General features: G+C 69.6%; 10 protein-coding genes. 8 read left to right on the forward strand and 2 right to left on the reverse strand.

Annotated features, from left to right (window positions below):
• Positions 1–12: 12 nt before the first annotated feature.
• Positions 13–1065 carry a LacI family DNA-binding transcriptional regulator gene (locus tag LQ757_RS15155; protein ID WP_231048078.1) on the reverse strand — a complete coding sequence of 351 codons (1053 nt, stop codon included), beginning with the start codon at positions 1063–1065 and terminating at the stop codon, positions 13–15.
• Positions 1066–1288: 223 nt separating this feature from the next.
• Positions 1289–4294 (reverse strand): glycosyl hydrolase, encoded by a 3006-nt coding sequence (locus LQ757_RS15160; RefSeq protein WP_231048079.1) that lies wholly within the window; start codon positions 4292–4294, stop codon positions 1289–1291.
• Positions 4295–4513: 219 nt separating this feature from the next.
• On the opposite strand from LQ757_RS15160, the gene LQ757_RS15165 reads away from it, so the two are divergent.
• The 8 genes from LQ757_RS15165 (at position 4514) to LQ757_RS15200 (ending at position 14457) form a co-directional block, all read left to right on the forward strand.
• Positions 4514–6040, forward strand: coding sequence for a sugar ABC transporter ATP-binding protein (locus tag LQ757_RS15165; protein ID WP_231048080.1), 1527 nt, complete (start codon positions 4514–4516; stop codon positions 6038–6040).
• The gene (locus LQ757_RS15170) at positions 6037–7059 is read left to right on the forward strand and encodes an ABC transporter permease (RefSeq protein ID WP_231048081.1); all 1023 of its coding nucleotides are present in this window, start codon (positions 6037–6039) and stop codon (positions 7057–7059) included. The genes LQ757_RS15165 and LQ757_RS15170 overlap by 4 nt, the downstream gene beginning before the upstream one ends.
• The gene (locus LQ757_RS15175; protein WP_231048082.1) at positions 7056–8111 is read left to right on the forward strand and encodes an ABC transporter permease; all 1056 of its coding nucleotides are present in this window, start codon (positions 7056–7058) and stop codon (positions 8109–8111) included. The genes LQ757_RS15170 and LQ757_RS15175 overlap by 4 nt, the downstream gene beginning before the upstream one ends.
• A gap of 62 nt (positions 8112–8173) precedes the next feature.
• A complete protein-coding gene (gene rhaS, locus LQ757_RS15180) occupies positions 8174–9217 on the forward strand; it encodes a rhamnose ABC transporter substrate-binding protein (protein WP_231048083.1) in 1044 nt (347 codons plus the stop codon).
• A 92-nt stretch (positions 9218–9309) separates the two neighbouring features.
• Entirely contained in the window at positions 9310–9717 is a 408-nt protein-coding gene (locus LQ757_RS15185) for an L-rhamnose mutarotase (protein WP_231048084.1), read from the forward strand.
• Positions 9714–10880 carry an L-rhamnose isomerase gene (gene rhaI / locus LQ757_RS15190; protein ID WP_231048085.1) on the forward strand — a complete coding sequence of 389 codons (1167 nt, stop codon included), beginning with the start codon at positions 9714–9716 and terminating at the stop codon, positions 10878–10880. Before LQ757_RS15185 ends, rhaI begins: the two co-directional genes overlap by 4 nt.
• Before the next feature lie 2 nt (positions 10881–10882).
• Positions 10883–12919, forward strand: coding sequence for a bifunctional aldolase/short-chain dehydrogenase (locus tag LQ757_RS15195; protein WP_231048086.1), 2037 nt, complete (start codon positions 10883–10885; stop codon positions 12917–12919).
• Positions 12916–14457, forward strand: a complete 1542-nt coding sequence (locus tag LQ757_RS15200) for a rhamnulokinase (protein ID WP_231048087.1) — start codon at positions 12916–12918, stop codon at positions 14455–14457. Before LQ757_RS15195 ends, LQ757_RS15200 begins: the two co-directional genes overlap by 4 nt.
• The last annotated feature ends 15 nt before the right edge of the window (positions 14458–14472 follow it).

A 14472-nucleotide genomic window follows, 5' to 3' on the forward strand; every position in this document is an offset into this window, starting at 1 on the left:
CGGCCGCGCCGGTCACGGGGCCGACGGATGCGACGCGGCGTCGGGGACGGTCGACCCGCGCACGACGAGCTCGGGCTGGAAGATCACGCGCTCGCGCTCCCGCTCCTGCTCGCCTTCGTCGCCGTCGGCCTCGCCGGCCTCCTTCAGGAGCAGGTCGACCGCCGTGTACCCGATGAGTGCCGCCGGCTGCCGGATCGACGACAGGGGCACGACCGCCGCCGCCGCGAAGTCGATGTCGTCGTACCCGATGAGCGCGATGTCATCGGGCACCAGCACCGTGCCCTGCATCATGAGCGCCTGGAGCACGCCCATGGCGAGCAGGTCGTTGGCGGCGAAGACGGCGTCGGGCCGATCGGATGCCGCGCGCTCGCGGATGGCGGCACCGGCCGCCCGCCCCGCGAGCACGGTGAGGGACTCGGTCTCGACGACCTCCATCGTCATGCCCGGTGTCGCCTCGACCGCGCGCCGGGCACCCTCGAGGCGATCGGTCACCTGACGGATCGCCATCGGGCCGCCGACGAAGGCGATGCGGCGCCGGCCGATCTCAGCGAGATGGCGCACGGCGAGCTCGCCGCCCACGACGTCGTCGACCGCGACCGACGAGAAGCGGCGGTCGGCCGCCTCACGGTCGACGAGGACGACGGGCGTGCCGCGGCCCTGCAGCCGCTCGAGACGCGGAAGGTCGTCGGTGAGCGGCGTGATGAGCACGCCGTGCACGCGCTGCTCCTCGAACAGGTCGAGGTAAGAACCCTCGCGGTCGGCGTTCTCGTCGCTGTTGCCGAGCAGGATCGTCATGCCGTCTTCGGCGGCACGATCTTCGGCACCCCGCGCGACGTCGGTGAAGAACGGGTTGCGCACGTCGAGCACGACGAGTCCGATCGAGCGGCTGCGACCGGCGCGCAGCTGCCGAGCGGCGTCGTTGCGAACGAAGCCGAGCTCCCGGATGGCGGCGTGCACCCGCTCCACCGTGGCCGGCGACACCTTGTCGGGCCGATTGAGCACGTTCGAGACCGTGCCCACCGACACGGCCGCCCGTGCGGCGACTTCGCGCACACTCACTGCCATTCGAGCTTCCCCCTTCGCGCCGGTGGTCGCACCGACATCTCTACATGACGACAGGCGCCGGCACCAGCGGCGCACTCCAATTGTGAATCGATTCAGCGTTGGTGGCGACAACGCCACGCCCCTGCGGACCCCGAATGAGGCCGGTCGGCCGGCGCTCCCAGACCTCGGCGGAGGCGACGGATGCCCCGTCCCGGGGTCGCCGGCCGGGACATCCGTCGCAGGATCAGCGCACCTCGACCACGCCGTACGGGCGGATGACGACGGGCCCGAGCAGGCCGTAGTCCGCGCGTTTCACGCCGCCGTAGACGACGGGATTCACCACCCGCATGCGGTTGATGAGCGTCGAGGCGACCTCGATCTGGATCTCGTTCTCGCCGGGGTGGAGCAACCCGCTCACATCGACCACGGGCGAGGTCAGGTCGCGAGCCTCGACGTCCTTCCCATTCACCCGCACGCGGAACGTGTCGACGACCCGGCCCAGTTCGAGGCGGATACCCGCGCGACTCGTCACCCACTCGGGGCCGAGCTTCACGCGGGTGGTGTACCGGCCGACGCCTGAGGTGTCGGCGAGGCCGGGGATGGCGCTCCAGGGCACCAGCTCCGACAGCCGAACGTCGACCACGGGCTTCGCGGTATCGGTCACGGACGACCCGGGCTGCCAGTCCTCGACCGCGAGCGCCCACTCGGTGAGCCCGACCGCCGCGGGCAGCTCCGGGACGGTCGCCCGAACGGTACGGCCGTCGGCGAGTCGTGCGTGCACCGGACCCGCCGCGTCGGTCACCAGTTCGACGGTCTTGTGCCCGGCCCGCACGGCGGAGGCGCTCGTCTCCACGACCTGCACCTCCGGGAACCCCTTCCCCGCCCAGATGCGCGGCGCGAGCACGATGACCGTCGACTGCGCCGGTTGCAACCGAACCCGTACGGTCACCCGGTCGCCGTCACGACGGTGGTCGGCGATGGGGCGCACCTCTCCGCTCCAGGCGTCGAGCTGCCACGGCACCGCATCGTCGGCTGCCGCGGTGAGCACGACCTCCTGGTCGATCGGCACGAGCTTGTCCTTCGCCGGATTGTGCTTCGCGTTCACGAGGTAGTAGTAGTCGACGCCGTCCTCGACTCGGCGGATGTGCTTGAGGTTCGATGCCGCGTGATCGACGTCGGGCGCCACGCGGAGGGCTCCGAGCGCGACGGGGATGTCGTTGTTGCCGGCCGCGAGCGCCACCGACGGCGAGTCCACGAGCCGACCGACCAGCTCGGCGACCCTCGCGTTCTCGTCGGCCGGGCGGAGGCCCACGGCGGCCGGCTTCGACCAGTCGCCGAAGAGCACGATCGGCAGCCCGGCGTCCGCGAACTCCACGAGCCGCTCCGCCGTCGCGACCGTCAGGGTCGCCTCACTGCCGCGGAAGCGGTCGATGTCGACGATGATCGCCTTGTAGGCGCCGCCGTCGGGCGCGAGTCGGCCGCCCTCGAGCACGGCACCGTCGCGCTCGAGACTGGAGCCCGTGAGGAAACCATGCGTCCAGCCGACCGGAATGCCCGACGCCGTGGCCCACGGCGCCCCGATGCCGGTCTGCGCCCAGCCCTTCTGCCGCAGGAATGCGATGTCGTAGCGCGGCCGACCCGCGCGCAGCACCCACTGGGTGCGGGCGAGGTACGCGGCGACATCGGGCATGTGCGTCCACACCGGCATCCGCGGCCCCCACGCCTCGGAATAGCCCACGGAGTTGTTGTAGTACGGCGTGAACGCCGCGAAGCCCGGCCAGCCTGCACCGGGCGCCGTCGCGTACGGGAACCCGTGGAGCACCGACTGGTTGACGCCGCCCGCGAACATCTCGGCGTGCGTCGTCAGGACGTCGAGCATCGTGGCCGAGTAGGACTTGCCGAGGTACGCGGCGGATTCGCACGAGAGGATCGTGCGCCCGGCGATGTCGCGCCCGCTCGCGAGGACGCGGTAGTCGTCGACGTTCTTCGCACCGAGGGACTCCGTCTCGGGGATGTCGACGACACCGGCCTGATCGATCGAGTCCTGCTCGAGTCCATAGGCCTGCACACGGTACTGCAGCCCGTGCGAGTGCGCCCAGTCCCGGAACGGGATGAGGTGGTGCTCGGTATAGAGGTCGCTCAGCACCTGGTTCACGTCATCGCGGACGCGAGTGGTCACGATGTCGTCGAAGTCGTAGAGGTACTTCTCCTTGAGCTCGACGACGACCGGCAGGTACGGGATGAGGTCGTACCCGTGGCGCGCCCGGAACGCTTCGGGCAGCAGCCTCGTCCAGATCGTGGCCTCGGTCTCGATCTCGAGCGAGTCCTCGAAGAACGCACCGCCCGCCTCCGCGAGCAGGCTCGACATCCGCGGGGAGATGATCTCGTTCTCCCAGAAGTCGATGACCGCCTGCGCTCCAGCGGCGCTGAAGTGGTCGACGACGTACGCCGTCGGGTTCGTGTGGGCTCCGCCTTCGGCCAGCTGGCCCGAGCCGCGCCGCCAGAACGCGAAGAGCGCCCACGTTCCGCCGCCCGAGGGCGCGGTCCACTCGACGGCCCCGTCGACGACGTCGGCGGTGAGGTCGATGCGACTCGAGCGCTTGAGGACGATGTTGCCCTTCGCGGGCTTCGTGACGATCTCGAACGCCTGCACCGACAGCAGCAGGGTCTCGGTGACCCCGTGCTCCGCCGCGATCGCGGGCTCGGGCACCTGCCCGGCGTGCGTGGTTCCGGGAGCGAGCTCGACGACGCCGTGCACGAGTTCGGTGAGCGCGGCCTCGGACTGCGGGGTGATCGTCGGCACTGCGGCAGGCCACGACGGACCGAGCGTCAGGTCGAGTCGGATGTCTCGTTCATTCGCTCGGGCGAGCGCCGCTTCGACCGCCTCGCACCAGCGCTCCCCTCCCCAGGGGAAGCGATCGACGTCGAGGAGCCCCGAGGGCACGCTGTGATGGACGTCCGCGATCTCGAGCCCGCCGAAGCCGGCGTCGGCCACCTGATCGACCTCGCGCACGATCTCCGCGATGTCCACCTGTCCATTCGGCCACCACCACCGGAACTTCGGTGCGAATTGCGATCCTGGCGCGGTGAACCCGGCGATGCCGAACGCGTCGGGCCGCGTTGCCACAGCCCCCGCGGCGTGTGCGACACCCGACGGCACCGCCTGCGCGGCGACCATGCCCGCGGCAGCCGCAGCCGAGAATCCGATGAGTTGTCGCCGGGTGAGTGAGAATTCACTGATCGAGCCCATGCCCGCCCTCCATTCGACACGGCGGGCAGATGCACTACGCCGTACATTCGTTGGTTGAATCGTTTCATCGAAACGACAGCCATCACTGTAGCCCGCCTGGGACGATCGGGTCAAAGCGACTTGACGCGGGTGCCCTCGTCGTGCCATAGTTTGGGCGCGGCGGTTTGAAACGATTCATTCCACGCGTGAAAAGCCATTTGAAGCAAGTAGGCAGGATCAATGACGACCACCCCAGCCCGCGGCGACGCCGTCGCTGCGCTCGAGCTTCGCGACGTCGAGAAATCCTTCGGATCCGTCGTGGCGCTCCGCAGCGGCTCCATCGAGGTACACGCCGGTTCGATCCACGCCCTCATCGGCGAGAACGGTGCCGGCAAGTCGACCCTCGTGAAGATCGTCGCCGGACTCTATCAGCGCGATGCCGGCGTGTTCCGCCTCGGCGGCGTCGAGGTCGACTTCAAGTCGACCGCCGAATCGAAGGCGGCCGGCGTGGCCGTCATCTACCAGGAGCCGACACTGTTCCCCGACCTCTCGGTCACCGAGAACGTGTTCATGGGGCGCCAGCCCGTCGGCCGGTTCGGTCGCATCGACCGCAAGGCGATGCGTGCCGAGGTCGGCTCCCTGTTCGGCCGCCTCGGCGTCGCCATCGATCCCGATCGCCCCGCCGAGGGACTCTCGATCGCCGATCAGCAGGTGATCGAGATCGCGAAGGCCGTCTCGCTCGACGCGAAGGTGCTCATCATGGACGAGCCGACCGCCGCGCTCTCGGGCGTCGAGGTCGACCGGCTCTTCCAGATCGCTCGCTCGCTCCGCGACGAAGGACGCGCGCTCGTCTTCATCTCGCACCGCTTCGACGAGGTGTTCGACCTGTGCGACACCGTCACGGTCATGCGCGACGGCGCGTACATCGCCACCACCGCGATCGCCGACACCTCCGTCGACGAACTCGTCACGCAGATGGTCGGCCGCGAGGTCACCGACCTCTTCCCGAAGCAGGAGACCGTGATCGGGGCGCCGCTGCTCGAAGTCGACGGCCTGAACTCGGCAGGCGTGTTCCACGACATCACCTTCACCGTGCGTTCCGGAGAGATCGTCGGGCTCGCCGGGCTCGTCGGAGCAGGACGCAGTGAGGTGGCGCGGGCGATCTTCGGCGTCGACGCCTACGACTCGGGCAGCGTCCGGCTGCAGGGTGACGCCGTGCCGGCGAAGAACCCGAGCGAAGCCATGCGCCGTGGACTCGCCCTCGTGCCGGAGGACCGGCGCAAGCAGGGGCTCGTGCTCGAGGCATCCGTCGCAGGCAATGTCACGCTCACCATCCGCAACCAGCTCGCGAAGGCGGGGCTCATCACCTCCGGCTTCGAGAACCGGGCGGCGCAGGTGTGGGCCAGCCGACTCGAGGTCAAGGCCAACGCGCTCTCGACCCTCGCCGGCACCCTCTCGGGTGGCAACCAGCAGAAGGTGGTGCTGGGCAAGTGGCTCGCGACCGAGCCGACCGTGCTCATCATCGATGAGCCCACGCGCGGCATCGACGTCGGCACCAAGGCCGAGGTCCATCGCCTGCTCTCCGAGCTCGCGGGTCGCGGAATGGGCATCCTCATGATCTCCTCCGAACTGCCCGAAGTGCTCGGCATGGCCGACCGCGTGCTCGTCATGCGCGAGGGCCGCATCACCGCCGAGATCGATCGTGCCGACGCCACCAGCGAGAACGTCATGTTCGCCGCCACCCACGCCGAGGGAGCCCACTCGTGACCGCCACCATCGAGACGTCCGCCGTCACGAAGCGACTCCGTGCCGTCGGTGCAGCTCGCGAATTCGGCATCCTCGTCGCGCTGCTGCTCGTGATCGTCGCCGCGACGGTCGCGAATCCGAACTTCCTGTTCAGCGCCGACGGATGGCGCGACCTGTTGTTGACCCCGTCGATCCTCGTGCTGCTCGCGGTCGGCCAGGCCGTCGTGATCATCACGCGCAACGTCGATCTGTCGGTCGGCTCGGTGCTCGGCCTCTCGGCCTACCTCACCGGCCGGCTGTTCATCGACCTGCAGGGCATCCCGGTCCTCGCGGTGTTCCTGATCGTCATCGCATTCGGCGCGGTGCTCGGCCTCGTCAACGGCGCCCTCGTCGCGTTCGCGAAGGTCCCGTCGCTCGTCATCACCCTGGGCACCCTCTACGCGTACCGCGGCATCAACGTGATGTGGGCGGGCAGCGATCGCGTGAACGCATCCGACCTGCCGCGCGAGTTCCTCGGGCTCGGCACGGGGCAGATCCTCTTCATCCCGATCCTCACCATCATCGCGCTCGTCGTGCTCGTCGTCGCCGGATGGGTGATGAAGAACACGCGTGCCGGCCGAGAGTTCTATGCGATCGGATCCGACCCCGCGGCCGCCGAGCTCTACGGCCTCAAGGTGACGCGCAGGCTGCTCACGGCGTTCGTGCTCTCGGGCGCCCTCGCGGGTCTCGCCGGCGTGCTCTACGCGGCCCGGTACGGCACCGTCAGCTCGCAGGCCGGATCGGGCTGGGAGCTCGACGCGGTCGGCGCGGCGGTCATCGGCGGCGTCGCGATCTTCGGCGGCAGCGGCACCGTGTGGGGCGCCGCGATCGGTGCCGTGCTGCTGCTCACCATCAACCGCGCCCTGCCGATCCTCGGGATCCCCGACTTCTGGCAGCGCGCGGTCGTGGGCGCCCTCATCATCGGCGCCATCGTGCTCGACCGCGTCCTCGCGATCCGGCAGAAACGGAAGCTCCTCGAAGCAAGGGAGAGCGGCGAATGACCGCGACCACCACCACCGTCGCGGCAACCCGCACCTACCGCGATTACGACCGCCCGCTCTGGCAGCGCCTCTTCCTGACGCGCGAGATGGCCATCATCGGGCTGCTCGTGATCGTCTCGGTCATCGCGGCGCTGTCCGTGCGCGGCTTCAGCCAGCCGATCACGCTGACCTTCCTGCTCCTCGACGTCATGCCGATCCTGCTCATCGCCCTCCCGATGACGCTCATCATCATCACGGGCGAGATCGACCTCTCGGTGGCGAGCATCGTGGGACTGGCGAGCGTGCTCACCGGCGTGCTCATCCAGGCCGGCGTGCCGTTCGAGGTCGCCGCGCTGCTCGCGATCGTCGCGGGGGCCATCGGCGGAGCGATCAACGGCTTCCTCGTCACCGTCGTCGGCCTCCCGTCGCTTGCGGTCACGATCGGTACGCTGGCGCTGTACCGCGGGCTCGCGATCGGCCTGCTCGGCACCACCGCGGTCACCGACTTCCCCGACTTCTGGACCGACCTCGCCAAGGCGCGCATGGGGAACACGAACATCCCCCTCGTGCTCTTCCTCTTCCTCGCGCTCCTCGTGGTGTTCGTGGTGCTGCTGCACTTCACGCCGTTCGGCCGCGGCATCTACGCCATCGGCCGCTCGAGCGAGGCCGCACGGTTCTCGGGCGTGCGGGTGGAGCGCACGAAGTTGATCCTGTTCGTGCTCGCGGGCACCGTGTCGGCACTCGCCGGGGTCTACTACACGCTCCGATACGGCAGCGCCCGCGGCGACAACGCCACCGGCCTCGAGCTGCAGGTGATCGCCGCGGTGCTGCTCGGCGGCGTCTCGATCTTCGGCGGCCGCGGCGCGATCCACGGGGTGATCGCCGGCGTGCTGCTCATCGGAGTGCTCGCGAGCGCCCTGCGCCTCGCCAACGTGACCTCCGACGTCATCAACATCATCACCGGCGTGCTGCTCGTGCTGTCGGTGGTGTCATCCAGCTTCCTGGCCTGGCTGCGCAAGCGGCGGCGAGCACCAGGGGGAACACCGCGCGTCGAGGCCTCCACAGCAGGGTGACCCGGGCTGCGCAACCAACCGAGGCGATCACTCGTCGACCTCATCCGATGAAGGGAAGAACAATGATGTTTCGCAACAAGCGGCGTGCGGGCGCGCTGACGGCGCTCGCCGCGGCGGCGGCGCTGGTGCTGTCGGGCTGCGCGGTCGACTCCGGCACCGGTGGTGGCGACGGCGGCAGCGAGGGCGGCAGCGACAACCTGTCGATCACGTTCCTGCCGAAGAACCTCGGCAACCCGTACTTCGACACCTCGTCGGGCGGCGCCGAGGAGGCGATCGGCGAGTTCGACGGCACGTTCGCCGAGGTCGGCCCCGCCGAGGCGACGCCCGACTCGCAGGTGAGCTACATCAACACGCTCACGCAGCAGGGCGTCGGCGCGATCGCCGTGTCGGCGAACGACCCCGAGGCGATCTGCGACGCGCTGAACGAGGCGCGCGACGCGGGTGTCAAGGTGGTCACCTTCGACTCCGACACGAACCCCGAGTGCCGCGACGTGTTCATCAACCAGGCCACCGCCGAGGGCATCGCGAAGGTGCAGGTCGACCTCATCGCCGAGCAGATCGGCGGCGCGGGCGAGATCGCGATCCTGTCGGCATCGGCCAACGCGACGAACCAGAACGCGTGGATCGAGATGATGGAGGAGTACCTCGCGAGCGACTTCCCCGACATCACGCTCGTCGAGACGGTCTACGGCGACGACGACGACCAGACGTCGTTCGACAAGACCGCGGCGCTGCTGCAGACCCACCCGAACCTGAAGGGCATCATCTCGCCCACCACGGTCGGCATCGCCGCCGCGGCCCGCTACCTCTCGACTTCGGAGTACAAGGGCACGGTCGCGCTGACCGGCCTCGGCACCCCGAACCAGATGCGCGAGTACGTCGAGGACGGCACCGTCACCTCGTTCGCGCTGTGGAACCCGGCCGACCTCGGATACCTGGCGGCGTTCGCGTCGAAGGCGCTCATCGAGGGTGACATCACCGGCGCCGAGGGCGACACCTTCGACGCAGGCAAGCTCGGCGAGTACACCGTCGAAGCCGACGGCGTCGTGCTCCTGGGCGACCCCTTCGTCTTCGACGCGGAGAACATCGGCGACTTCGACTTCTAGTCGATCGCACCCGAGTGCCCGGCCGCGTTCTCACGGCCCGGCCGGGCACTCGGAAGCACGAAGAACACCACGAAGAACCCCGAGGAACGAACATGACGAAGACCGATTCGCACGGCGGTGAGCGCGTCTGCTTCCGACTGCAGGTCGACCCCGCCCGACTCGACGAGTACCGCGAGCGCCACGCCGCGGTCTGGCCCGACATGCTCCGTGCCATCGAGGCCTCAGGTCGGCGCAACTACTCCCTCTTCCTCGGCGACGACGGCCTGCTCATCGGCTACTACGAGACCGACGACGACGCGGCATCCCGAATCGCGCTCGAGGCCGACGCGCGCACCGCAGCGTGGGAGGCCGACATGGGCGACTTCTTCGTCACCCTCGACGGGCGACCCGATCAGGGCGCCCCCAGACTTCCCGAGGTGTTCAACCTCGAAGACCAGCTCGCCGCGCTCGACGACGGCCCCGCGGCATCCGTCACCGAAACAGAAAGCAGCCACTCGTGAGCACCATTCCGCAGACCGTCCTCGACCAGCTCGAGTTGCAGGCCATCGAACTGCCGAGCTGGGCGTTCGGAAACTCGGGCACCCGCTTCAAGGTCTTCGCCACGGCGGGTACGCCGCGCGACCCCTATGAGAAGATCGCGGATGCCGCGCAGGTGCACCGGTACACCGCGCTCGCGCCGACGGTAGCGCTGCACATCCCGTGGGACCGGGTCGACGACTACGACGACCTGCGCCGACACGCCGAAGACCAGGGCGTCGCGCTCGGCACGATCAACTCGAACACCTTCCAGGACGACGACTACAAGTTCGGCGCCCTCACCCACGAGGACGCCGCCATTCGACAGAAGGCGATCGACCATCACTTCGAGTGCATCGACGTCATGCACGCGACCGGCAGCCGCGACCTCAAGATCTGGCTCGCCGAGGGCTCGAACTACCCGGGCCAGGCCGACCTGCGGGGCCGTCAGGACCGCCTGCACGAGTCGCTCGCCACGATCTACGAACGCCTCGGCGACGACCAGCGACTCGTGCTCGAGTACAAGTTCTTCGAACCGGCGTTCTACCACACGGATGTCCCGGACTGGGGCACGTCGTACGCCCAGGTCGCCGCGCTCGGCGACAAGGCCATGGTCTGCCTCGACACCGGCCACCACGCGCCCGGCACCAACATCGAGTTCATCGTCATGCAGCTGCTGCGGCTCGGCAGGCTCGGCTCGTTCGACTTCAACTCGCGCTTCTATGCCGACGACGACCTCATCGTGGGCGCGGCCGACCCGTTCCAGCTGTTCCGCATCATCTTCGAGGTGATCCGTGGCGGCGGCTTCAACCACCCCGACGTCGCCTTCATGCTCGACCAGTGCCACAACGTGGAGGACAAGGTTCCCGGCCAGATCCGTAGCGTGCTGAACGTGCAGGAGATGACGGCGCGCGCCCTGCTCGTCGACACCGAGGCGCTTCGCGCCGCACAGGTGTCGGGCGACGTGCTCGAGGCCAACCGCATCTTCATGGACGCGTTCTACACCGACGTGCGGCCGGCCCTCGCCGAGTGGCGCGAGGCGCGCGGCCTGCCCGCCGACCCGATGGCCGCGTTCGCGGCATCCGGCTACCTCTCGCAGATCGCGGCAGACCGCGTCGGCGGCGTGCAGGCGAGCTGGGGGGCGTGATCATGACGAACCAGGCAGCTGCCGACCTCATCGCGCGGTCGAACCGCCTCGGCGCAGACCCGAAGAACACGAACTACGCCGGCGGCAACACGTCGGCGAAGGGCACCGAGACCGACCCGGTCACCGGCGAGCCCGTGGAGCTCATGTGGGTGAAGGGCTCGGGCGGCGACCTCGGCACGCTCGCCGAGCAGGGCCTCGCGGTGCTGCGCCTCGACCGGCTGCGCGCGATGGTCGACACGTACCCGGGCGTCGAGCGCGAGGACGAGATGGTCGCCGCGTTCGACTACACGCTGCACGGCAAGGGCGGCGCGGCTCCGTCGATCGACACGGCCATGCACGGCCTCGTCGATGCGGCGCATGTCGACCACCTGCACCCCGACAGCGGGATCGCGATCGCGACGGCCGCCGATGGCGAGGAGCTCACGAGTAAGATTTTCGGCAACAGGGTGGTGTGGGTGCCGTGGCGCCGCCCGGGCTTCCAGCTCGGGCTCGACATCGCCGGGATCAAGGCGCAGAACCCGCAAGCGATCGGCTGCGTCCTCGGCGGCCACGGCATCACCGCCTGGGGCGACACGTCGGAGGAGTCCGAGCAGAACTCGCTCTGGATCATCGACACCGCCGCTGCCTACATCGCCGAGCACGGGAAGGCCGACCCGTTCGGCGCGGTCGTGCCGGGCTACGAGGCGCTGCCCGAGGCCGAGCGTCGTGCGAAGGCGGCCGCACTCGCGCCGACGATCCGCGGGCTCGCGTCGTACGACAAGCCGCAGGTGGGCCACTTCACCGACGTCGACGTGGTGCTCGAGTTCCTCTCGCGCGAGAGGCTCGCCCCGCTCGCCGCGCTGGGCACGAGCTGCCCCGACCACTTCCTGCGCACGAAGGTGAAGCCGCTCGTGCTCGACCTGCCGGCCTCCGCGAGCGTCGAGGAGAGCATCGCCCGCCTGAAGGAGCTGCACGAGCAGTACCGCGCCGACTACCAGGCGTACTACGACGCCCACGCGACGCCCGAGTCCCCCGCGATCCGCGGCGCCGACCCGGCGATCGTGCTCGTGCCCGGCGTCGGCATGTTCTCGTTCGGCCAGAACAAGCAGACCGCGCGCGTGGCCGGCGAGTTCTACGTGAACGCGATCAACGTGATGCGCGGCGCCGAGTCGCTCTCGACCTACGCGCCGATCAGCGATGAAGAGAAGTTCCGCATCGAGTACTGGGCGCTCGAAGAAGCCAAGCTCGCGCGCATGCCGAAGCCCAAGACGCACGCGACCCGCGTCGCGCTCGTCACCGGCGCGGCATCCGGCATCGGCAAGGCCATCGCGACCCGCCTCGCCGCCGAGGGCGCGTGCGTCGTCATCGCCGACCTCGACCTCGAGAAGGCGCAGGCCGCCGCGGCCGAGCTCGGCAGCACCGATGTCGCGATCGGCGTGCAGGCGAACGTGACGGATGCCGCCGCGATCCAGGCGGCGATCGACGAGGCGGTACTCGCCTTCGGCGGTCTCGACCTCGTCGTGAACAACGCCGGCCTCTCGCTGTCGAAGCCGCTCCTCGAGACGACCGAGGCCGACTGGGACCTGCAGCACGACGTCATGGCCAAGGGTTCGTTCCTCGTATCGAAGGCCGCGGCTCGCGTCTTGATCGACCAGGGCCTCGGCGGCGACATCATCTACATCTCGTCGAAGAACTCGGTGTTCGCCGGCCCCAACAACATCGCGTACTCGGCGACGAAGGCCGACCAGGCGCACCAGGTGCGACTGCTGGCCGTCGAGCTCGGCGAATACGGCATCAAGGTCAACGGCATCAACCCCGACGGCGTCGTCCGCGGCTCGGGCATCTTCGCCTCGGGCTGGGGCGCGAACCGCGCCAAGACCTACGGCATCGAGGAGGAGGACCTCGGCAAGTTCTACGCCCAGCGCACGATCCTCAAGCGCGAGGTGCTCCCCGAGCACGTCGCCAACGCGGTGTTCGTGCTCACCGGACCCGAGCTCAGCCACACCACCGGCCTGCACATCCCGGTCGACGCGGGCGTCGCGGCGGCGTTCCTGCGATGACCGAGGTGCCGAGGGTTGAGGAGCGCCCGACGAAGGAGGGCGCGTCTCGAAACACGACGCAACCGGGTTTCGAGTCGCTCCTTCGTCGGTCCTCAACCCACGGCACGGTCGCCGCCGTCGACCTCGGGGCGACGAGCGGACGCGTCATCCTCGGACGCGTCGACGGGCGGGGTGCGGGCGCACTCGAGATCCGGCAGGTCGCCCGGTTCGCGAACGACCCGGTGCGACTCGCGTCGGGGATGCATTGGAACCTCACGGGACTGTACGGCAGCGTGCTCGCGGGGCTCGGCGAAGCGCTCCGCTCCGCGCCCGATGTCGCGAGCATCGGCATCGACTCGTGGGCCGTCGACTACGCGCTCCTTCGCGGCGACCGCATGCTCGGCGAACCGTTCCACTACCGCGACGACCGCACCGCGGGCGGTGTCGAGGCGGTGCACGCGATCGTGCCGTTCGCGGAGCTGTACCGGCGCAACGGGCTGCAGTTCCTTCCGTTCAACACGCTCTACCAGCTGGCCGCAGAACGCGACGGCGGATGTCTCGACCTCGCCGATTCGCTGCTGCTCGTGCCCGACGTCATCGCCTACCAGCTCACCGGCGCGAAGCTCTCCGAGCGCACGAACGCGTCGACGACGGGACTCGTCGGCGTCGAGTCGGGTGAATGGGACGATGAGCTCATCACGCGGCTCGGGCTGCCGGCATCCGTCTTCGCGCCGCTCATCAGCCCGGGCGAGCCGATCGGCGGCCTGAGGGCGAACGTCGCCGCCGACCTCGGTGCGCCGTCCGGTATCGAGGTCGTCGCCGTGGGATCCCACGACACCGCGTCGGCTGTCGTCGCCGTGCCCATGCGAGCCGAGTCGGCCGCGTACATCTCGTGCGGCACCTGGGGACTCGTGGGCGTCGAGCTCGAGCATCCCGTGACGACCGATGCCGCCCGCGAGGCCAACTTCACGAACGAGGGCGGCGTCGACGGTCGGGTGCGATTCCTGCACAACGTCATGGGCCTCTGGCTGCTCAGCGAGTCTGTGCGGCAGTGGGAACGCGACGGTGAGACCGTCGAGCTCTCCGAGCTGCTCGCGGCCGCGGCATCCGTCGCCTCGCCCGTCGCCGTGTTCGACGCGAACGATCCGCGATTCATGGCGCCCGGCGACCTGCCCGGTCGCATCGCCGAGTGGTGTGCCGAGCACGGTGTCGCCGCGCCGGCGAGCCGGGCGGAGTTCGCGCGGTCGATCATCGAGAGCCTCGCCGAGGCGTTCGCCGCGGCGGTTCGGACCGCGTCGATCCTGTCGGGCGTCGACGTCGACACGATCCACATCGTCGGCGGCGGCGCGCTCAACGAGCTGCTGTGCCGACGCACCGCCGACCGCGCCGGGCTGCCGGTGCTCGCCGGACCGGTCGAGGCGACCGCGATCGGCAACGTTCTCGTGCAGGCGCGCGCTCAGGGCTTCGCGGGTCGCGATCTCGAGGCGCTGCGGGCGCTCGTCGCGGCCGCCTTCACGCCCGTTCGCTACGAACCGCAGACGGGCGCTGCCCGGGGGTAGGGCACCCGACCCGCT

The organism is Agromyces cavernae (genome assembly GCF_021044935.1).
GTDB lineage: Bacteria > Actinomycetota > Actinomycetes > Actinomycetales > Microbacteriaceae > Agromyces > Agromyces cavernae.

Coding starts and splice junctions, on each gene's coding strand:
- LQ757_RS15165 (WP_231048080.1), top strand. CDS start 4,514: ATGACGACCACCCCAGCCCGCGGCGACGCCGTCGCTGCGCTCGAGCTT.
- LQ757_RS15195 (WP_231048086.1), top strand. CDS start 10,883: ATGACGAACCAGGCAGCTGCCGACCTCATCGCGCGGTCGAACCGCCTC.
- LQ757_RS15185 (WP_231048084.1), top strand. CDS start 9,310: ATGACGAAGACCGATTCGCACGGCGGTGAGCGCGTCTGCTTCCGACTG.
- LQ757_RS15155 (WP_231048078.1), bottom strand. CDS start 1,065: ATGGCAGTGAGTGTGCGCGAAGTCGCCGCACGGGCGGCCGTGTCGGTG.
- LQ757_RS15160 (WP_231048079.1), bottom strand. CDS start 4,294: ATGGGCTCGATCAGTGAATTCTCACTCACCCGGCGACAACTCATCGGA.
- LQ757_RS15200 (WP_231048087.1), top strand. CDS start 12,916: ATGACCGAGGTGCCGAGGGTTGAGGAGCGCCCGACGAAGGAGGGCGCG.
- rhaS (WP_231048083.1), top strand. CDS start 8,174: ATGATGTTTCGCAACAAGCGGCGTGCGGGCGCGCTGACGGCGCTCGCC.
- LQ757_RS15175 (WP_231048082.1), top strand. CDS start 7,056: ATGACCGCGACCACCACCACCGTCGCGGCAACCCGCACCTACCGCGAT.